Genomic DNA, 20,628 nt, shown 5'->3' with positions numbered 1-20,628 from the left:
AAAACAGAAAAGAATCATAGGAGGACAACATGAAAAAGATACTTGCAATTCTACTATCGCTGCTTACGCTGCTTTCCTGCGGGCTTCTTTCCGCCTGCTCTGCCGAAAAAACGCAGCCGGATACATTGGATACTGAAACCGTGTGGGAAACGGTCAGCGAAGCATACATCTATGCGTTCCCGCTGGTGCTGACCGACGCAACCAAAACATTATCGACCAATACGGACGGAACCATGACTGGCCGTGCGCCCATCAATCAGTTCAACCATGCAAAAAAGCTGGCGGACGCCTCTTTCCGCACCGTTGTGACGCCGAACGTCGATACCGTCTATTCGCAGGCGTGGCTTGACATCAGTGAAGAGCCTATGATCTTCGTTCTGCCGGAGACAGATCGCTTCTGCAATGTGCAGCTTCTGGATGCGTGGACGAACACCGCCGCCGTGCTGGACAAGGCGGGTGCTTATGCCATCGCGCTTCCCGGCTGGGAGGGTGAGCTGCCCGACGGTGTGACGCGCGTGGACGTGCCCACCGCAACGATGTGGTCGATCACCCGCACGGTGCTGTCCGGGAACGAGGATCTGCCCAATGTCTATGCCATTCAGGAGCAGATGCAGCTCCTGCCGCTTTCGGCTTATGTACAGGGAGGCGAGTATACCGCACCGCAGGGAGCTTATAAAGAGGAAAATGACTTTGTTCCCGTGAACAAGGTGCTTTCCATGACGCCAGCAGAGTTTTTCAATACGGCGAACGCTCTGATGCAGGTCAACCCGCCCGCCGATGCGGATGAGGAGCTGCTGAAGAAACTCTCCGCCATCAACGTGGGCGCGGGCAAGACCTTCGACGCCGCCCTCCTGGGCGAAGGAGCTGCCGAGCGCTGGAAGCAGATGCTTCAGGGGCTTCGCGCCACGCTTGCCGCCGACGGCGCGAAGTATGCGCAGAAACTCGGTCAGTGGATCTATTACGGCAAGCCCATCGGCGACTTCGGAACGGAGTATACCTACCGCGCGATGGTAGCGCTGGTGGGGCTTGGCGCCAACACCGTGGACGTGGCGATCTATCCCAAGACAGCGGTGGATGAGACCGGCGCAGCGCTGACCGGAGAGAAGACGTATACGCTCCACTTTGAAACCCTTCCTCCCACGCTGGAGGGCGGCTTCTGGTCCGTGACCGCCTACGGAGAGGATGATTTCCTCATTGACAATTCCATCGACCGCTACTGCATCAACGACCGCTCCGACTTCAAGCTGAATGCGGACGGCACATTGGATATTATCCTGTCCAAGGATGCACCAGAAGACACCTCTAACTGGCTGCCTGTTTCCGACGGGGAATTTCATCTGTTCATGCGGATCTATGTACCGGATATGACAGCACTGGATAGCTGGCAGCCACCTGTTATCCGCGAACAATAAGGAAATGGAGAAAGAATGGCTATGAAACGTATTGCAGCAATGCTTCTTGCATCGGTACTGCTGCTGTACTGCGTTGGCTGTGCGCAGGATGGGCGCAAAGAGCCGGGCGCGGAAAAGGCAGACCTGTGTCTGACCGCCGAGGTCAAGCCCGCCACAGACTTTACGGCAAAGGCAAATGCCGCCGTCTACGATGAACTTGACTTCGATGATAAGCAGGAATATGAATTCGCCACCCGTGGACTGATCGACGCGCCGGAAACACTGGAACTGAAGGACGAGGATGGGACGATCCTCTGGAGTCAGGAAGCCTATGCGTTCCTGGACGATTATGAAAAAGCGCCTGACAGCGTAAATCCCAGCCTCTGGGAGAACACGAAGAACAACCATGCCTATGGCCTTTTTGAAGTGACGGATGGCATCTATCAGGTCCGCGGCTATGACATGGCAAACCTCACCGTTGTCAAGGGCGATACCGGCTGGATCGTCTTTGACACGCTGATGAGCGTGGAGTGCAGTCAGGCTGCCATGCAGCTGATCGAAAAGAATCTTGGTAAATTCCCGGTCAAGGCCGTCATCATCTCTCATTCCCACGCCGACCATTTTGGCGGAATCGCCGGCGTGATGGCGAAGGAGGATAAGGCAGACGAGACACTTTCTATTGAAGACCAGCTCGCCAGCGGCAAGATCCCCGTGATCACGCCTGTGGGCTTCACGGAGCACTCCGTGAAGGAAAATGTCTACGCCGGTAAGGGTATGGGCCGCCGCAGCAATTATCAGTATGGCATCCTTCTGACCCCCGGCGTGACCGGCAAGCTGGCGCAGGGCATCGGCATGGGACAGTCCACCGGAACGGTCTCGTTCATGACGCCCAGCTATGAAATCACGCAGTCCGGCGAAAAGCTGACGATCGACGGTGTGGAGCTGGAGTTCCAGCTCACGCCGGGTACGGAAGCGCCCGCCGAAATGAACACATGGCTGCCCCAGTACAAGGCACTGTGGATGGCGGAAAACTGCACCGGCACACTCCACAATCTCTACACGCTGCGCGGCGCGGAGGTGCGCGATGGCGCGGCATGGGCAAGCTATATCACCGAGGCCATTTCCCTTTACGGCAAGGAGGCGGAGGTCACCTTCCAGTCCCACAACTGGCCGCACTGGGGCAATGACGTGGTAAACGACTACATGGTCAACACAGCTGCCGTGTATAAGTACATCAACGACCAGACCCTGACCTATATCAATCAGGGCTACACCAGCGACGAGATCTCCAACATGATCGAGTTGCCGGAAGCACTCAACAAGATCTGGTACACCCGCCAGTACTACGGGACCGTCGCCCACAACGCCAAGGCGGTCTACCAGAAGTTCATGGGCTGGTATGACAGCAACCCTGTCAACCTGAACCCCCTCATGCCCAGCGACAGCGCAAAAAAATGGGTGGAGTACCTGGGGGATGTTGACAAGGTCCTGCAAATGGCAAAGGCGGATTTTGACAAGGGTGAATATCAGTGGGTCGCCGAGGTCACAAACACCATCGTCTTTGCCGATCCGACGAACACCGATGCGAGGCTTCTGTGCGCCGATGCACTGGAGCAGCTGGGGTATCAGGCGGAGTCCGGCCCGTGGCGCAACGAATATCTGACCGCCGCACAGGAGCTGCGCCATGGAAACGCCAATTTTACCGCCTCCACCAAGTCTACCGGCGACATGGTCAAAGCTCTCTCCGCACCCATGCTGTTTGACTACATGGCCATTGTCATGGACAAGCAGGCGCTGGCTGACCGCGACTTCACCATGAACGTGATCCTGCCTGACGTGGGCGAACAGCACATGCTCCGCGTGAAGAACGGTGTGTTGCTGGTCTATGCAGATACCCTGTCTGATGATGCGGACGTGTCCATCACCTGCCCGAAAAACGCGCTCTTTGCGATCCTGACCAACAATCAGGAAACGGTTGCAAAGGCCGTCAAGGTCGAGGGCAGCGCAGAGCTGCTGACGCTGATGATGGAGAATATGAACCAGCTCCCGATCACCGGGACCAACCCCTTCAACATCATCGAGCCGTAACGGCTTCGCGGGGCGGTCCGTGGGAAGACCGCCCCGCTCGAGAGAAAACAGCAAGATGCTTTCAACGTAAATCAAAAGCTGTCTGTTTCTGTTGGAAACAGACAGCTTTTGCAACCTTACGGTTGCCCTGCACACCCGAATCTGTCAGCCAACAGTAGAAAGTTGAATTACTTCCTTATCACTGTTAAGCCAAGGCATAGCGGAATTTTTATTTACAAAGGAGTTTTACTATGCCCAAAGAAGCCCAAATCTGCGTTCTATATGTTCAGCCGGGCAAGTATCCGGAGGAACGGGTCATCGAGCACACCCTCGCGGCTATGCAAACCCTTGACGGCGGCGATATTGAAGCCGTGTACCCTTGGGAGAATATAGACGCCTGATGAACCCGATTGAGGAAAGCGTCGAGTCCAAGCTGATGTGGGAAGGGATCAAAAAGTATCTGCACAAGCTGACGCAGAAAGAGTGCGAGGTTATGATCTCTTTATGACGCAAACTGCCGTTACCGCAGGAGAAGCGGTAACGGCAGGGCAGGTTATAGGTTATGTAGGCAGTACCGGTGACAGCACCGGCAACCACCTGCATTTTGAGGTAATGCAGAATGGCGTGCGTGTGAATCCTATGGATATGGTTTCCGTGCGCTGATATAGCCGATACCCATTTTGTTTACTTGCGATTGGCTTTCCTGCGCAGTACGAAAATTGCCGCCAGCGCGGAGCCGCTGACAATCAGCAGCGCAAACCACAATGCGGGGTTGGCGGTGTCGCCGGTGCGCGGAATCGGGGAAACAGGCTGCACCGTCGCCTGGGGCTGCGCCGTCTGCGTCGGCTGTGCTGTAGGCTGCGGGGTCACAGTGGGCTGCGGGGTTGCCGTTTCAGCCGGCTTTGCCTTAACGGTGAACTTAGCTGTTGCCGTACCGCTTTTAGAAACGATCGCAAGCGTATGCTCACCCACGGAAAGTGTAGCAACAAAATCATGGTTCAGCGTGATTATCGTGCTGCCCTCCTTCTTCGTATAGTTCTTTTCGTCCAGCGCAGTGCCATCAAGCTCTACACGAAGGAAATCGGCGAAGGATGCGTCAGAAGTGAAAGACAGCTCCTTTTTCTCGCCCTGTGTGACCGTTGCACCATCACCGGCCGTGATTTTCGGGGGCAGCTTCGCCGTTACGGTTTGAGCCTTGGTGATTTCCTGTGTTGCTTTGGCGTCCTTGTAATACTTGTTGCAGCCGTCGCAGTACCAGTATTCGATATTGCCCTCAGAAGTCTTTGTTGCCGCCTTTGCATCTATATGCTTGAGGTTGGCGTGGTTGTTCGGGTCAAGCTTTCCGTAGCTCTCGCCGCAGACCTCGCAAATCGCCTTGTCCTTGCAGGTGGCTGTGCCGCCGGAGTGCTCGTTTTGAATGGTAACCTTCTTTTCGGCAGAGAAGTCAAAGCCGTCAGCGGTCTTTGCACTCACGATCAGCTTAAAGCTGTTTTCTTTCGCCGGATATGTGGATGCTTTTATGATACCGCTGTACAAACCATTCTCAACGGTCGGCGTAAGAGGACCGTCACCAAATCCGATAAATTTGTATCCGTAGGCTGCGCCGGTAGCTCCTTCCGGCAAAGTAAAGCTGAATTTGTAATCCTGCGTTCTGCAAACCTTGTCGGCACCGCTGATGTTAATGGTCGGAATATCCTTTTTCGCAGTTTCGTGATTGCAGAATTTGCACTTCTGCCAATACTGTCCGTTTTCGCTCTGCCACTCGTAGGTATGGCCGTTATTTACGGTCACGGTAACCCTTGTCTCGTTGCCTGCCTTGTCGGTCACAACAATCGTTTGCTCTCCGCTTGCGGGGGAAAGAGCAAATTGACTGTTTTTATCAAGGATGACTTTCGTGCTGTTCACCTTCACGGTGCCGATATACTTTTCGTCAACGGTAATAGTCTGTGCTGCGCAATAGGTTTTGCCGGCTTCAATGCCGGAGATAACGGGGACTGTTGCGTCCAGCACGATGCCGTTTGTGTTAATGTAGGCAACGTTTCCGCTGGTATCGGTCAGTTTTGCATAAATAACATACTCGTTATCGGGATTGATACTGAACGGTGCGGAATATGCCGTGAAAGTCATTCCCGCAAGTTCCGATTCGGTAAGCGCCTTATCGCTCAGCAGGTATTCGACTGTCACCGCTTTGCCGCTGTTGTCCGCAGCGGTAACGGTTACCATCTGCGTATCCTTAAAGAACAAATCGAAGGTGATGGTGTTGAAGAAAGACTTCCAGTCGTTTTCGGCAATCTTGATTTCGCCTGTAGGTGCTGCAATATCACGCCACTGAGCCGTGATCGTCAAATTCTCGGCGGGCATGGTTGTCGGGAATGTTTTATCCCAACCGTTGAACTGATAGCCATCTCTTGTCAGGGTCGGAGCGGTAATCGGTGTGCCGTAATCCTGCGTTATGGTAATATCCGCTTCGCCGTTTTCGGGCTTGACTGTGACGGTATATTGATTGATTTCCCACTTCGCCCAATATTCCTTGTTGCCCGCTTCGGTGTCGCCGATTGCCGTAACAGGAGAGCCGGTCAGACTCTCGTTGTTATACCAGCCCTTGAACGTGTGGCCTGTGTAGGTCATATCGTCGGCTGTCGGGAGTGTTGCGCCCACGCCGTAGGTGTAGGAGGTGACATTGCCGCTGTTGATAGTGCCGTCGCCCGCGTTCAGCGTGACGGTATAGGTCGGGGCTGTCCACTGCACCGTCAGTTCCGTCACATCAGCAGGAACACTGGCACCGGGGGCGTAGGAATTGCCATTGCCGTCAAGCCACATGAAGTAGCTGCCTGTATTTCCGTCCGGGCGGGTCATGCCGTCGGACGCGGGAGCGGTAAATGCGCTGCCGTTTTTCACGATGATGTGAATAGCATCGGAGCTGCCGCCCAGCTTGCCGCCGCCAAGGTTGAGGGTAACGGCTTTCAGCCCGTCAGCGCCCAGCGTGCCGGGGTTCGGGACTTCAAGGACGGGGCGGAAGCCGAAGGTCGGGTAAGAAGAAGAAGACGAGGTATTGTAGCTGGTCCAGAAACGGGCCGAACGGTTCCACCCGCGAACCGCACGGGACGACGCCGAAATTCTTATAGTAGTATCTTGTCCACACGAAAGCATCTCCCTCCAGTTTTTGATATATCCGTCGTCCTTATCCAGTATCTTATCCCATTCGTTGCTTTTGGGCGTGCCGCGTTCTGAATCACCTGAGCCTGTATAACTACTTCCCACAGACGGTGCGCGCAGGGTATAGTCCACGCTGCCGGCGACATAGTCCTTGCCGAAAATCAGACTCGCAGTATCTAAGTCATTCCAGCTTACCGTATGCGTTACGACATAGTCCGCCACAAACAGGCTGTGGGGATATTTTTTCTGCTGTGCATATTCCTCGGTGGTTGCCATCTCCGACATGAGCTTGTAGGCGTCCGCCGTCCCTGCGTAGGTAAAAGGCACATAGTGCAGGGTATTATCCGGCAGAGCATCGTTCACCGTGCCGGGAATACCCATTGCCGAGAGGTCAAAGTAATAGGTGCCGCCGGGGGTAAGGGAAAACTGTTCTGATAAAGCAAACTGCGCCGTGAGCTTGGTAACGTCCGCCGGAACACTGGCACCGGGCGCGTAGAGCTTACCGTCGCTGCCAAGCCACATAAAGTAACTGCCTGTATCTCCATTGGGGCGGGTCATGCCGTCGGATGCAGGCGCGGTAAACTCGCTGCCGGTTTTCACGATGATTTGAATATCCTCGGAGCTATTACCCAGCGTGCCGCCGCCAAGGTCAAGGGTAACGACCTTCAGTCCGTCAGAACCCAGTGTGTCAGGGTTCAGGATTTCAAGCACGGGGCGGAAAACGACATTCGGGTCGGAGCTCGCAGCATTGTCGATGCCCCAGAGGCGGGCCGAAATGAACCCGCGAACCGCACGGAACGACGAGTTGTATCTTGTTGTGTCCTGCCCCCACGAATATATGCCATTCCAGTTTTTGATGTAGCCGCTGTTCTTGTTCAGCATTGTGTCCCATTCGTTGCTTTGGGGCACGCCGCGTTGGGAATCGCCCGAACCTGTAGCGTTACTTCCCACAGACGGTGCGCGCAGGGTATAGTCCACGCCGCCGCTGGCATAATTTTTGCCGAAAATCAGACCTTCGTCATTCAGGCCATTCCAGCTTACCGTATGCGTTACGGCATAGTCCGCCACAAACAGGCTGTGGGGATATTTGTTCTGCTGTGCATACTCCTCGGTGGTTGCCATCGCAGACGTGAGTTTGTAGGCTTCTATCGTTCCCGCATAAGTAAAGGGAACATAGTGCAGGGTGCTGTCCGGCAGACTGCCGTTTGCCGTTCCGGGGATGTTTGCGCTGGAGAGGTCAAAGTAATAGGTGCCGCCCGGTTTGAGGGAAAACTGTTCTGATAAAGCAAACTGCGCCGTGAGCTTGGTAACATCCGCCGGAACACTGTCGCCGGGGGCGTAGAATTTACCGTCGCTGCCGAGCCACATGAAGTAGCTGCCTGTATCTCCGTCCGGGCGGGTCAGGCCGTCGGATGCAGGCGCGGCAAAGCTCTCGCTGCTTTTCACAATGATTTGAATATCCTCGGAGCTGCCGCCGAGCGTTCCGCCGCCAAGGTCAAGGGTAACGACCTTCAGTCCGTCAGAACCCAGTGCGTCAGGGTTCAGGATTTCAAGGACGGGGCGGAAACCGACGTCCGGGATGGAGTGCGCAGCATAGTCGAGGTTCCAGCGGCGGGCCGAAGCGTACCCGCGAACCGCAGGGTCCGACGCGTTGCCAAAATAAGCATCCTGCCCCCACGAATACATTTGATTCCAGTTTTGGATATATCCGCTGTTCTTGTTCAGCACCGCGTCCCACTCATTGCTTTGGGGCGTACCGCGCTCTGAATCGCCTGAATCGGTAAACCCACTTCCACAAGACGGCGCACGCAATGTATAGCCCACGCCGCCTGCGGCATAGTCCTTGCCGAAAATCAGACTTTTCGTATTTAAGTCATCCCAGCTTACCGTATGCGTTACATTGTAGTCCGCAATAAACAGGCTGTGAGCGTATTTGTTCTGCTGTGCATATCCCTCGGTGGTCGCCATCGCAGACGTGAGCTTGTAGGCGTTCACCGTTCCTGCGTAGGTAAAGGGAACATAGTGCAGCGACGCATCCGGCAGGCTGCCGTTAGCCGTGCCGGGAATATTCATCGTCGAAAGGTCAAAATAATATCTGCCGCCGGGGGTGAGGGAAAACTGCTCGTTAGGCGAATCATTAGCCAATAGCATTGGCGCAGCCAGCGCCCCCAATGCAGCGGCAGCTTCCGCATACCGGGTCATATCCAGCTCATCGATTTCCTCGTCGGAGAGCGTCTCCTTCGCCTCGTCGATGGCCTCAAGCTGCGCCTTGACTTCTTCGGCGTTATCTTCAGTGATTTCTTCTGCGTTCGGTAAACCGTCGATCATGGCCTGTACCTGATCTGCGGCACTCAGCTCTGTGGGACCATTCGGATCATCGGCTCTCTCGGTGCTGCCGTTTTCGCCGGTTCGGTCCTCAACAGGGACGTATTGACCGCAGTTCTGCGGTATGGCATTCTCCGCTCCACAGACAGGGCATTCCTTGTTCATGTTGTCCGCCGTGCAGGCTGTTTCACAGCTGCACACGGGCGGAGTTTCCGTGCTTTCCTCCGCAAAAGCCGCTGTTGGCATAAGGCATAGCAGCATACACAGGGCAAGCAGGGTGCTGAATATGCGTTTTTTCATTTTGCTTCCTCCGTTTCGCCGTCTCTTGACAGCTTAAAATCGTATTTCATTTCCAGCATGGCAAACAGCTTATACATAACCTCTGTGGCAATCGCCTTGATATCCAGTGTCTGAATAAAGGCAAGCACTTTGGCCTGCTCCTCCTCCGGCACCTTGTACACTCTCAGTTCCGCCGTCAGAAAGCGGCTGATTTTTCGCTCCAGCGGGAAATGAATGTCACATTTGCGTGCCATATAGCTGCGCATCAGCCCCGCCGTGCCGATGTCCATTTCATAAAAATCGCTGTCGCTGTAATCGGGGGAAATTCCCGCCGAAAATCTCTTTTAATTCCGCCGTGGTATGCACATAGATATATTCCGCCGTATCCGGGGCGGTATAGGCTTCGATATAAATCTCCCGCAGATTCTCGTTCAGCTCGGTGAGGGTGAGCTGGATCGCCGTATCCACCGCATAGGCATAAACCGGCGGCAGCTTGCCGTCCGCAATGCTTCGTGCCACACCGAACTGACCGTCGAACATCGTTTCGGTCAAGTCCAGCAAAATTTTATCCTTGGTCGGAAACAGATTCAAATAGCTTCCTCTTGCAACGCCCGCTTCGTCCACGATCTGACTGACCGAGGTGTTTTTATACCCCTGCTCCAAAAAAAGACGAACGCACGCGGTCAGGATTTTCTTCCTTGTTTCGCTGCTGCTTCTCCGCAAATAAATCACCTCACCATAAAAGTGTTAGTATTCGTACTAATAATAACATCTCGAGAATGAAAAGGCAAGTGGTATTTGAGGCTTTCTGCGTTGCGTTGAATTGTGACATTTTCGCAAATGCTGCCTTCTTCCATTACTCACAAAACTTTATGACTTTTTGAATACTTCCCGAAAAAGAAAAGCTGCCGTCGTTTGACAGCAGCCTTAGATAATCTGGAATTACGAACAAGGCTCACATGTAGCATTCGACTCCGAATATCAGCCAGTACACATATGAGGACGGAAAATGTAGCAGCTTTTGAAAAAAATTGCTTTTTTCTGCTCAAAGTGCTATAATCGGTATATACCGAATACAAAGGGAGGAAAGCGCCCATGCCAAGACCGCCACGGTGCCGTCGAATTTGTGGCGTACCACAGGTCGATGCATTCTGTCCCAACGGGTGCGAGAATACCGAGCCGATCCTGCTGACGCTGGACGAATACGAGGTCATTCGGCTGGTTGACTTGGAGCAGCAAACCCACGAGCAGTGTGCCGCGCAGATGGACATTTCACGCTCTACCGTGCAGGAGATTTACGAAAGCGCACGGAGCAAGATCGCAGCGTGTCTTGTCCACGGGAAACCGCTGCACATCACCGGGGGAAACTACCGCATCTGCGGAGGACAGGAGGCAGCCCACTGCGGCCGCTGCTGCCGGATGCAGAGAGCCAACACAGAAAAATTCAACAAAAAATGCAAAGGAGATTCCATTATGAAAATTGCAGTTACCTATGAAAACGGTCAAATTTTTCAGCATTTCGGTCACACCGAACAGTTCAAGCTTTATGAAGTTGCGGACGGCAAAATCGTCCATACGGAAGTCGTTGACACCAACGGCAGCGGTCACGGCGCACTGGCAGGCTTCCTGATGCAGCACGGTGTGGACACTCTGGTTTGCGGAGGCATCGGCGGCGGTGCGCAGGCAGCACTCGCCGAAGCGGGCATCAAGCTCTACGGCGGTGTCAGCGGGGACGCTGACGCGGCGGTGAGCGCGTTGCTCAACGGAAGTTTGGGCTACGATCCCAATGTTCACTGTGACCACCATGACCATGAGCACGGCGAGGCTGGTCACTACTGCGGTGACCACGGCTGCGGCAAGCACGGCTGCCATTGATATGGAACGCACACTGACACAACTTCCGTTCTGGTCATCCTTGACCGAACAGGAGCAAGAAACGCTACGCCGAAGTGCCTTTGTCCGTCATTATGAAAAGGGTGCGTTCGTTCACAGCAGCGACAATGAATGTCTCGGAATGCTGCTTATTCTTTCCGGCGAGATTCGCACCTATCTTCTCTCTGATGAGGGGCGGGAGGTAACGCTGTTCCGCCTGTATCCGGGCGAACTATGCGTGCTTTCCGCCTCCTGCGTGATCAGTCAGATCACCTTTGATACGCAAATGACTGCCGGAATGGATACGGACGTTCTGATTATCCCTGCAATTGTCATTGCTGCACTCAAGGAGAAAAATCTCCATGTCCGCTGTTTTCTCTATGAACTGGCAACGAAACGGTTTTCTGATGTGATGTGGGCGATGCAGCAGATTATGTTCAAGGGATTGGATCAGCGGCTGGCAGAATTTCTCCTTGCCGAAGCGGAGCGTACCGGCTCCGACACGATACGCATGACCCATGAGCAGATCGCCCAGCACATCAGCTCGGCACGGGAGGCAGTGGCACGGATGCTCAAAAGCTTCTCGGAGGACGGGCTGGTGGAGCTGAAGCGTGGTGCAATCACGCTGCGGGATAAGAACAGACTAAATCGTCTAAAATAAAAAGAAATGTGACTTCGTTACAGAAGAAAATCATAGATTTGCTACAATAAAGGCAGAAAAACAGGAAGGAGTATCCAACATGAAAGAAACGAAATACGCAGGAACTCAAACTGAAAAAAACTTGATGGCTGCCTTTGCCGGTGAGTCCGAGGCGCGCAACAAGTACACCTATTTTGCATCCAAGGCCAAGAAGGAAGGCTACGAGCAGATCGCGGCACTGTTCCTCAAAACCGCTGATAATGAGAAGGAACACGCCAAGCTGTGGTTCAAAGAGCTGAACGGCATTGGCGACACCGCCGAAAACCTTCTCTCTGCTGCTGAGGGCGAGAACTACGAGTGGACGGATATGTACGACGGCTTTGCCAAAACTGCCGATGAGGAAGGTTTCCATGAGCTGGCGCAGCGTTTCCGCCTGGTCGCCGCCATTGAAAAGCACCACGAGGAGCGCTACCGTGCCCTGCTGCACAATGTGGAGATGGCGGAGGTCTTCGCCAAGAGCGAGGTCAAGGTGTGGGAGTGCCGCAACTGCGGTCACATTGTGATCGGTGAGAAAGCGCCGGAGGTCTGCCCTGCCTGCAACCATCCACAGAGCTATTTTGAAATTCACGCAGAAAACTATTAAAGTAAAGAAAAGGAGAATTATCATGGATCAGAAGTTTTACATTTGCAAGCATTGCGGTAACATCATTGCCAAAGTTAAGGACGTAGGCGTCCCTGTCGTCTGCTGCGGCGAGCCGATGAGCGAGCTCGTTCCCGGCACCACCGACGCCGCCGTGGAGAAGCACGTCCCTGTCTGGACGGTGGAAAACGGCATCGTCCATGTCAAGGTCGGCTCCGTGGAGCACCCCATGCTGCCGGAGCACTACATCGAATGGGTATCTCTCCAGACCAAGCAGGGCAATCAGCGTAAGGAACTGCATCCCGGCGAAAAGCCGGAGGTCTGCTTCGCTCTCTGCGAGGGCGATGAGGTCGAGGCGGTCTACGCCTACTGCAACCTCCACAGTCTGTGGAAAGCGTAATTCATCTTTCAAAAATCCGGTGCTTTTTTGAGCACCGGATTTTTTTTATCAATGTAACCTCGTCACAGAAAAATGCTTTGTCCTGCGGTATGATATAGCCACAATCAATAAACAAGAAAGATGTGGCGAACATGAAAATCAAGCTCAATCCCGATTAGGAGATTATCAGCACCATCAGAGAAGTGACCGGAGAAGAGGAGAGAATCGAAATGGAGATCAGAAAACGAAACGGGGAGTCTGTTCCCTTTCAACAGGAGAAAATTTTCAACGCCATGAAAAAGGCGTTTGACGGACAGGGCCGGGAGATCGGGAGCAGCGAGCTGGATGAGATCCTCGCCACCGTTCTCGACAATCTCTCCGTCACAGTGCCGCTCACCGTGGAACGTGTGCAGGACGAGGTGGAGCGAACGCTCATGGAGCGCGGACACTATGAGGTGGCCAAGGCGTACATCCTCTACCGCGAAAAGCGGTCTGCGCTGCGCCGTGTCCGGCATACCATCGCTCGGACGGTGGGGGATGACTCGCTTGACGAGGTGCTTCGCCGCATCCAGATGGATTTTACCGAGGAAGTCTACTCCCTCGCGGCGCTTCAAATGAAGTTTGAGAGTTTCTGTCGCCCGGGCATGACGGAGGATGAGCGGGCTGAGGCACTGACCAAGGCGGCGGTAGAGCTGACTACGGCAGAGGCACCCAAGTGGGAGTTCATCGCGGCGCGGCTTCTGAACCACTCCTTTCGCTGTCGCAACGCACAGGAATGGGAGGGGCGCGGCGTCGGCGACCTCTATGGCAGGCTTCGCTATCTGACGGATAAGGGACTCTACGGTGACTATATCCTTGCCCACTATACCCACGAGGAGATTGCCATGGCGGAGGACTTTCTCTGCCCGGAACGGGACGAGCTGTTCACCTACTCCGGCCTTGACCTTCTGCTCAAACGCTATGTGATCCAGTCACGCAGCCGCGTGCCGCTGGAAACACCGCAGGAGATGTTTTTGGGTATCGCGCTGCATCTTGCTATGAACGAAGGCTCTGACCGCATGGGGTGGGTAAAGCGCTTTTACGATATGCTCAGCCGTATGGAGGTCACGATGGCGACACCTACCATGTCTAACGCACGAAAGCCCTACCATCAGCTTTCAAGCTGCTTTGTGGACACTGTGCCGGACAGTCTGGACGGCATCTACCGCTCGCTGGACAACTTCGCAAAGGTCTCTAAATTCGGCGGTGGAATGGGGATGTACTTCGGTAAGGTGCGCGCTGCAGGCAGCACCATCCGCGGCTTTCAAGGGGCGGCGGGTGGTGTTATCCGCTGGATTCGGCTGGTCAACGACACCGCCGTGGCGGTGGATCAGTTGGGGATGCGGCAGGGCGCTGTGGCGGTTTACTTAGACGCATGGCACCGGGATCTGCCGGAATTCCTTCAACTGCGCACCAACAACGGCGACGACCGCATGAAGGCGCATGATGTGTTTCCCGCCGTGTGCTATCCGGATCTCTTCTGGCGACTGGCGGAGGAGAACATAGACGCGCCGTGGCATCTCATGTGTCCGCATGAGATCCTCACGGTCAAGGGCTACGCTCTGGAGGATTACTGGGGTACGGAATGGGAGAAGCGGTATCTGGACTGCGTCAATGACCCGCGCATCGGAAAGCGCAGCGTCACCGTCAAGGACATCGTGCGGCTGGTGCTTCGCTCGGCAGTGGAGACCGGCACGCCCTTCGCCTTCAACCGCGACAGCGTAAATCGTATGAACCCAAACGGCCACACGGGAATGATCTATTGCTCCAATCTCTGCACGGAGATTGCACAAAACATGGCGCCCATCGAGCATATCAGCACTGAGGTGCACACGGAGAACGGCGACACAGTGGTGGTGACGGCCACACGCCCCGGTGAGTTTGTGGTCTGCAATCTGGCGAGTCTGTCTCTCGGTAATCTGCCGGTGGAGGACGAGGCCTATATGGAACGCACGGTGGAAACGGCCATCCGCGCACTGGATAATGTGATCGACCTCAACTTCTACCCGTTGGAATACGCGCGGCTTACCAATCAGAAGTACCGCAGCATCGGTCTGGGCGTCAGCGGCTACCACCACATGCTGGCAAAGCGCGGCATCCGATGGGAGAGCGAGGAGCACCTTGCCTTCACCGATGCGGTATTCGAGCATATCAACTACGCCGCCGTCAAGGCGGACACAGCACTGGCACAGGAAAAGGGCCGCTACGCGCTCTTTGAGGGCAGCGACTGGCAGACAGGCGCGTATTTTGAAAAGCGAGGTTATACCTCAGAAAAGTGGCGGGCGCTTGCGGAAACGGTGGCGGTGCAGGGAATGCGCAACGCCTACCTGCTGGCGGTCGCACCGACCTCCAGCACATCTATCCTCTCCGGCACGTCGGCGGGCATTGATCCAATTATGAAGAAATTCTTCTTAGAGGAGAAAAAGGGCAGCATGCTGCCCCGCGTTGCCCCGGAGCTTTCTATGGATACATGGTGGTACTATAAGGCGGCGCATCTGATCGACCAAAGCTGGTCGGTGCGCGCCGCGGGCCTTCGCCAGAGACATATTGACCAGGCGCAGAGCATGAATCTCTATATCACCAATGACTATTCCATGCGTCAGGTGCTCAGACTGTATTTAGAGGCGTGGAAGGTCGGCGTCAAGACCATTTACTATGTCCGCAGCAAGGCCCTTGAGGTCGAGGACTGCGAAAGCTGCTCGTCATAAGGAGGATAGCATGATGGAACTGAAGAAGAAGCCCCTCTTTAACCCGGAGGGCGACCCTGATGTGCGCCTGCGGCGCATGATCGGCGGCAATACCACCAACCTCAACGACTTCAACAATATGAAGTACGCTTGGGTCAGCGACTGGTACCGGCAGGCCATGAACAACTTTTGGATTCCTGAGGAGATCAATCTCTCGCAGGATGTGAAGGACTATCCCCGCCTGCTGTCAGCCGAGCGCAGCGCCTACGATAAAATTTTGAGTTTTCTTGTCTTTTTGGATTCCATTCAGACAGCGAACCTGCCTAATATCGGCGCCTACATTACCGCCAACGAGGTCAATCTCTGCCTGTCCATTCAGGCGTTTCAGGAGTGTGTCCACTCACAGAGCTACAGCTATATGCTCGACACCATCTGCTCTCCTGTGGAGCGCAATGACATCCTCTACCAATGGAAAACGGACGAGCATCTGCTGCGCCGCAACACCTTCATTGGGGACTGCTACAACGAGTTTCAGGAGCGGAAGGATGCTCCCACGCTGCTGCGCGTGATGATGGCGAACTATATTTTGGAGGGCATCTATTTTTACAGCGGCTTTATGTTCTTCTACAATCTCTCCCGAAACGGGAAGATGCCCGGCTCGGCGCAGGAGATCCGCTATATCAACCGCGACGAGAACACGCACTTGTGGCTGTTCCGCAATATCATCACGGAGCTGCAAAAGGAGCAGCCGGAGTTGTTCACAGCCGAGAGCGTACAAGCGCTGCGCGAGATGATGCGTGAGGGCGTGGAGCAGGAGATCGCATGGGGGCATTATGTGATCGGCGACGACATCCCGGGACTGAACCGGCAGATGATCAGCGATTACATCCGCTATCTCGGCAATCTTCGCTGGACGAGCCTTGGCTATCCGGCATTGTATCCGGGCTTTGAGAGCGAACCGGAGAGCATGGAATGGGTCAGCCAGTACGCCGACGCCAACATGGTCAAGACCGATTTCTTTGAGGCACGCAGTACCGCCTACGCCAAGAGTACCGCATTGATAGACGATTTATAAGAAAACAAAGGAAAGGAGCTGGCAGATATGGCAGCTATGAACATGAATCAGGAGCAGTTTAAGCAGTTGATCCGGGAGGAAAAGCCTGTTTTGGTGGATTTCTGGGCGCCCTGGTGCAGCTATTGCCGGAGGATCGGCCCTGCGTATGAGAAGGTTGGAGAGGAATACGCGGACAGCCTTGTCGTCGGCAAGATCAATATTGACGAGGAGCCGCAGCTGGCGGGGGCCGAGGGAATCAAGGTCATCCCAACTCTGGTGCTGTTCCGGAACGGAAAGGCCGTGGGTTCCATCACCGCGCCCGGCTCAAAGGCAGAGATCGACCGTTTCATTCAGGAAGCCTTGGCGAAATAACGGAGGGTTCAGATATGAACAACAATCATGTTTATGATATGATTGTGGTGGGCGGCGGACCGGGCGGCTACACCGCCGCCCTGTACGCGGCACGGGCGGGGCTGGACACCATCGTGCTGGAAAAACTGTCCGCCGGTGGGCAGATGGCCCTGACCGAGCAGATCGACAACTACCCCGGCTTTGAGAACGGGATCGACGGCTTCTCTCTGGCGGAGAAGATGCAAAAGCAGGCGGAGCGTTTTGGGGCACGCAGCGAATACGCAGAAGTCCTCCGCATGGATCTGACGGCGATTCCCAAGCTCGTGGAGACCAGCGAGGGGATCTTCCGGGGGAAAACCGTGGTGCTGGCCACCGGTGCGGACCCCAGAACGCTGGGCGTGGCCGGAGAGTCGGAACTGGTGGGCCGGGGCGTGGCCTACTGCGCCGCCTGCGATGGGATGTTTTACAAGGGCAAAACGGTGGTCGTGGTGGGCGGCGGCAATTCCGCCGCGGCAGATGCCCTCCTTCTCAGCCGCGTGGCGAAAAAAGTGATCCTCGTCCACCGCAGAGACACCCTGCGGGCCACCAAGATCTATTACGAGCCGCTGGCACAGGCCGAAAACGTGGAATTCCGTTGGAACAGCGTCGTTTCCGCGCTGCTTTCTAGGGACAGGCTGACCGGCGTCCGCCTGCGGGACACCGTCACCGGTGAGGAAAGCGTGGTGGACTGCGACGGCGTATTTGTCAGCGTGGGCCGACAGCCCGCCACGGCGCTGGCGGTGGGTCAACTGGCGCTGGACGGCGGCTATATCGTGGCCGGAGAGACCACGGAAACCAGTATTCCCGGCGTTTACGCCGTGGGCGACGTGCGGACGAAGCCCCTCCGTCAGGTGGTCACCGCCGTGGCGGACGGCGCGGTGGCAGTCCACATGGCGGAGAAATATATCGCGGAAAACCGATAAGGGAGGTAGATTGAAAAAGCCATGTTTAAGGTCAGACCGGATACGACCGCAGTGGGGATGCCGACATATCCGCAAGGCAAACTGCCAGAGTGATGGCAGATAAGATAACCTATGTAAGATTGGGAGATATGTTGTCTCTCCATATCCAGTCCACGCAACAGTGAGCAACTGAACACAAAGCACAGCCACAGATGTACTCTGCGGCTGTGCTTTTATGCGTAGTATACCGCGTGACAAGCGGTTTTACCATGTGAAAGAAAATGACGAGAATTTGATTACCTGTAGGATAGAAATGCAAGGAGAGCACAGGGCAATCAAATACACAAGAAAGCATTTCTTGGCTTTGCAAAAGGCCATCGGGTTTTATTCTGATGATGCTAAATGATGTCGCGGAAAACAAATACTCTGGAAAGAGACACACCAGCTGTGATTGGAAGAACTACAAGATGCTTTTGAAGTGTTTGAGAACGCCGCCAATGGTGATTTGTTATCTAAAAACTTAGGAGCAGCATAGAATAACGCAATCTACCGCCTTATCGTGAGATAGGGCGGTATTTTTTTGAAAAAATTGTAGATTTTTCTCCAACTTTTACCTTCCTAAAGCGATATTCATATATAGAGGGACAAAAAATCCCTCATTCCCCCTTTTCTGCACCTTGATAACCGAATATCCGAATCACCGGCTACATACAACTGACCTTGCCGCAACCCAAGGAGCGTTTCGGCAGGTGCGTCCCGCTTCTGACGCGAGGATACCGCCGTAACGGCGGTGGAGCGCCCCCAGAGGCCGGGAGAGGTGGCGTGGAACACATACCTCAAGCGAAAGGTCAGCAATGATGATACGCACCGTGGCGATACTCTCAAGGTGTCGGCGGTACTGCCAACAATGTGGTACAGGAAGCGGGAGCTGTTTCCAGCAGCCGGGCCGGTGGTTCGCCCTCGTATGTCCGGGAAGTAGTGTCGAATAGGACGTACAATTTGATTTCAGATTATGGCGGCCACTTGTGTTTTCAACAAGTGGCCGCTATGCTTGTGGAATTAAATCCGCAAATTCAAGGAAAAGAGGTGTTCTGTATCAGCAACAAAGGATTTAACCAGCGCGATGCCTACCGTGTCATGCTGCGCAAGTACCCCGATGTAATGAACATCGAACAGATGTGCGATGCCCTGCGAATCAGCACCAAAACGGGGTACAAGCTGCTGCACGAAGGCAAAATCCCGGCGATGAAAATCGGGCGCTCATATCGCATCCCCAAAGCCCACCTGTTTACCTACCTTCAAATTTGCGGTCAACACTGTCGAGCAGAGAATCGACAGTGTTGATTGTTTTGCGCCGATGCGTTATGCTGTTCTTGTCAACAGCAGATCGGGGGCGACCCAAACCAAAGGAGGTATTTTTTTATGGTCGCAGGGCATCTGCAAGAAAAAAATGGTATCTACTATGTGGTACTGACCTACAAAACTTATGACGGCAAACGCAAAACCAAATGGCAATCCACGGGCTTGCCCATCAAGGGCAACAAGCGGCGCGCCGAGGCGATGATGCGTGAGCTGCAAGACGACTTTGAGCCACCCGTTGACCCCAACGGTCCGCCCAGCAAAGCCATGCTGTTTGCGGATTATCTGGTGCAATGGCTGGAAATCGCAAAGTCAACCGTCAAGCTGACAACCTACGCAAGCTACAAAGAACTGTCGAACAGCAGGATCATTCCTTACTTTAGAAATCTCGGCGTTACGCTGGGCGACCTGAAAGCGGTTCATATCCAAGCATTTTATCAGGAACAGTTGGAGCGTGTGAAGCCCAATACGGTCATTCACTATCATGCGGTTATCCACCGCGCCTTGAAATACGCAGTGAAAACAGACCTGATCGATGTGAACCCTGCCGACAAGGTGGACCGCCCGAAGAAAAACGAATTTACTGGGAACTTCTACAGCAAGGATGAAATGAACGCACTGTTCGACGCTGTGCGCGGCAGTAAAATTGAGGTGGCAGTTATGTTGACTGCCTTTTATGGTCTGCGCCGCAGTGAGGTTGTAGGGCTGAAATGGGCTGCTGTGGACTTTGAGCAGAACACCATTGAAATCTGCCACACGGTCACAACGGTTCGGCTGGACGGAAAAGAAGTGCTTGTAGAATCCAATGGCACAAAAACCAAATCCAGCAAGCGCACCTTGCCGCTTGTACCGGTTTTCCGGGAACGGCTGCTGGCCTTGCAGGAGGAACAGAAAGAAAACCGCAAGCTGTGCGGTAGGTGCTACAACAAAAAATACGCAGACTACATCTGCGTAGACGCAATGGGCAATCTGCTCAAGCCGGATTATCTCTCCAATTCGTTCCAGATTATCTTGCAAAATTATCATCTGCGGCGCATCCGTTTTCACGATTTGCGCCATTCTTGCGCCAGTTTGCTTTTGGCAAACGGTGTCCCGATGAAGATGATTCAGGAGTGGCTGGGACACAGCGATTTCTCTACCACCGCGAATATTTATTCGCATTTGGACTACGCTTCCAAGGTTTCTTCGGCAGAAGCGATGCTGAACGGGCTTGGAATGGGTTCAAATCCGGGAAATGACACTTAAAAAAGTGTGATTTCTCTCCAAAACAGGGCGTTTTCTCTCCTGTTATGAAATTGTCAAACTCAAAAATTCCGTTTTTTGCATAAAAAAACGGTACAACGTGCTTAAAAAGCACGTTGTACCGTTGATTGGCGGAGTATCAGAGATTTGAACTCTGGCGGCGCTACAAACGCCCTATCGCATTTCGAGTTAATCTTTGAAAAGGC

Annotated in this window: 16 protein-coding genes and 1 pseudogene; 14 read left to right on the top strand and 3 right to left on the bottom strand. The window is 54.3% G+C overall.

Translation table 11 applies throughout. The features are described 5' to 3' along the window. Positions 1 to 29: 29 nt before the first annotated feature. The 4 genes and pseudogenes from OGM67_10610 (at position 30) to OGM67_10595 (ending at position 4,121) form a co-directional block, all read left to right on the top strand. The gene (locus tag OGM67_10610) at positions 30 to 1,412 is read left to right on the top strand and encodes a DUF1254 domain-containing protein (protein ID UYJ34032.1); all 1,383 of its coding nucleotides are present in this window, start codon (positions 30 to 32) and stop codon (positions 1,410 to 1,412) included. Between the two features lie 21 nt (positions 1,413 to 1,433). Next, a complete protein-coding gene (locus OGM67_10605; protein UYJ34031.1) occupies positions 1,434 to 3,479 on the top strand; it encodes an MBL fold metallo-hydrolase in 2,046 nt (681 codons plus the stop codon). 230 nt (positions 3,480 to 3,709) lie between these two features. Continuing rightward, positions 3,710 to 3,859: a DUF3846 domain-containing protein gene (locus tag OGM67_10600; protein UYJ34030.1), complete on the top strand. Its 150-nt coding sequence runs from the start codon at positions 3,710 to 3,712 to the stop codon at positions 3,857 to 3,859. Between the two features lie 145 nt (positions 3,860 to 4,004). Next, positions 4,005 to 4,121: pseudogene (locus tag OGM67_10595) on the top strand (M23 family metallopeptidase). A gap of 21 nt (positions 4,122 to 4,142) precedes the next feature. Here the strand turns inward: OGM67_10595 and OGM67_10590 are convergent. The 3 genes from OGM67_10590 to OGM67_10580 are packed head-to-tail and all read right to left on the bottom strand — an operon-like array spanning position 4,143 to position 9,881. After that, positions 4,143 to 9,239: an InlB B-repeat-containing protein gene (locus OGM67_10590; GenBank protein ID UYJ34029.1), complete on the bottom strand. Its 5,097-nt coding sequence runs from the start codon at positions 9,237 to 9,239 to the stop codon at positions 4,143 to 4,145. Beyond that, positions 9,236 to 9,508: a hypothetical protein gene (locus OGM67_10585; GenBank protein ID UYJ34028.1), complete on the bottom strand. Its 273-nt coding sequence runs from the start codon at positions 9,506 to 9,508 to the stop codon at positions 9,236 to 9,238. Before OGM67_10585 ends, OGM67_10590 begins: the two co-directional genes overlap by 4 nt. Before the next feature lies 1 nt (position 9,509). Next, positions 9,510 to 9,881: a TetR/AcrR family transcriptional regulator gene (locus OGM67_10580; GenBank protein UYJ34027.1), complete on the bottom strand. Its 372-nt coding sequence runs from the start codon at positions 9,879 to 9,881 to the stop codon at positions 9,510 to 9,512. Between the two features lie 432 nt (positions 9,882 to 10,313). Between OGM67_10580 and OGM67_10575 the strand changes: the two genes are divergently transcribed. From OGM67_10575 to OGM67_10530, 10 genes are all read left to right on the top strand, one after another. Next, complete coding sequence (locus OGM67_10575; protein ID UYJ34026.1) at positions 10,314 to 11,093, top strand: DUF134 domain-containing protein; 780 nt, start codon at positions 10,314 to 10,316, stop codon at positions 11,091 to 11,093. 1 nt (position 11,094) lies between these two features. Continuing rightward, positions 11,095 to 11,751 carry a Crp/Fnr family transcriptional regulator gene (locus tag OGM67_10570; GenBank protein UYJ34025.1) on the top strand — a complete coding sequence of 219 codons (657 nt, stop codon included), beginning with the start codon at positions 11,095 to 11,097 and terminating at the stop codon, positions 11,749 to 11,751. 79 nt (positions 11,752 to 11,830) lie between these two features. Further along, positions 11,831 to 12,373: a rubrerythrin family protein gene (locus tag OGM67_10565; protein ID UYJ34024.1), complete on the top strand. Its 543-nt coding sequence runs from the start codon at positions 11,831 to 11,833 to the stop codon at positions 12,371 to 12,373. A 22-nt stretch (positions 12,374 to 12,395) separates the two neighbouring features. Beyond that, positions 12,396 to 12,770: a desulfoferrodoxin family protein gene (locus OGM67_10560; GenBank protein UYJ34023.1), complete on the top strand. Its 375-nt coding sequence runs from the start codon at positions 12,396 to 12,398 to the stop codon at positions 12,768 to 12,770. Between the two features lie 209 nt (positions 12,771 to 12,979). Continuing rightward, on the top strand, positions 12,980 to 15,496 hold the full coding sequence (locus tag OGM67_10555) for a ribonucleoside-diphosphate reductase subunit alpha (GenBank protein ID UYJ34022.1): 2,517 nt from the start codon (positions 12,980 to 12,982) through the stop codon (positions 15,494 to 15,496). Between the two features lie 10 nt (positions 15,497 to 15,506). After that, positions 15,507 to 16,550, top strand: coding sequence for a ribonucleotide-diphosphate reductase subunit beta (locus tag OGM67_10550; GenBank protein UYJ34021.1), 1,044 nt, complete (start codon positions 15,507 to 15,509; stop codon positions 16,548 to 16,550). A gap of 27 nt (positions 16,551 to 16,577) precedes the next feature. Next, positions 16,578 to 16,901, top strand: a complete 324-nt coding sequence (locus OGM67_10545; GenBank protein ID UYJ34020.1) for a thioredoxin family protein — start codon at positions 16,578 to 16,580, stop codon at positions 16,899 to 16,901. A gap of 14 nt (positions 16,902 to 16,915) precedes the next feature. After that, entirely contained in the window at positions 16,916 to 17,842 is a 927-nt protein-coding gene (gene trxB / locus OGM67_10540; GenBank protein ID UYJ34019.1) for a thioredoxin-disulfide reductase, read from the top strand. 978 nt (positions 17,843 to 18,820) lie between these two features. Further along, on the top strand, positions 18,821 to 19,165 hold the full coding sequence (locus OGM67_10535) for a helix-turn-helix domain-containing protein (protein ID UYJ34018.1): 345 nt from the start codon (positions 18,821 to 18,823) through the stop codon (positions 19,163 to 19,165). Positions 19,166 to 19,243: 78 nt separating this feature from the next. Then, complete coding sequence (locus OGM67_10530) at positions 19,244 to 20,425, top strand: site-specific integrase (GenBank protein ID UYJ34017.1); 1,182 nt, start codon at positions 19,244 to 19,246, stop codon at positions 20,423 to 20,425. The last annotated feature ends 203 nt before the right edge of the window (positions 20,426 to 20,628 follow it).

This window comes from Oscillospiraceae bacterium (genome assembly GCA_025757985.1).
Classification (GTDB): Bacteria; Bacillota; Clostridia; order Oscillospirales; family Ruminococcaceae; genus Gemmiger.
The sequence above is the reverse complement of the archived record's forward strand: the minus strand, read 5'-3'. Positions and strand labels throughout refer to the sequence as shown.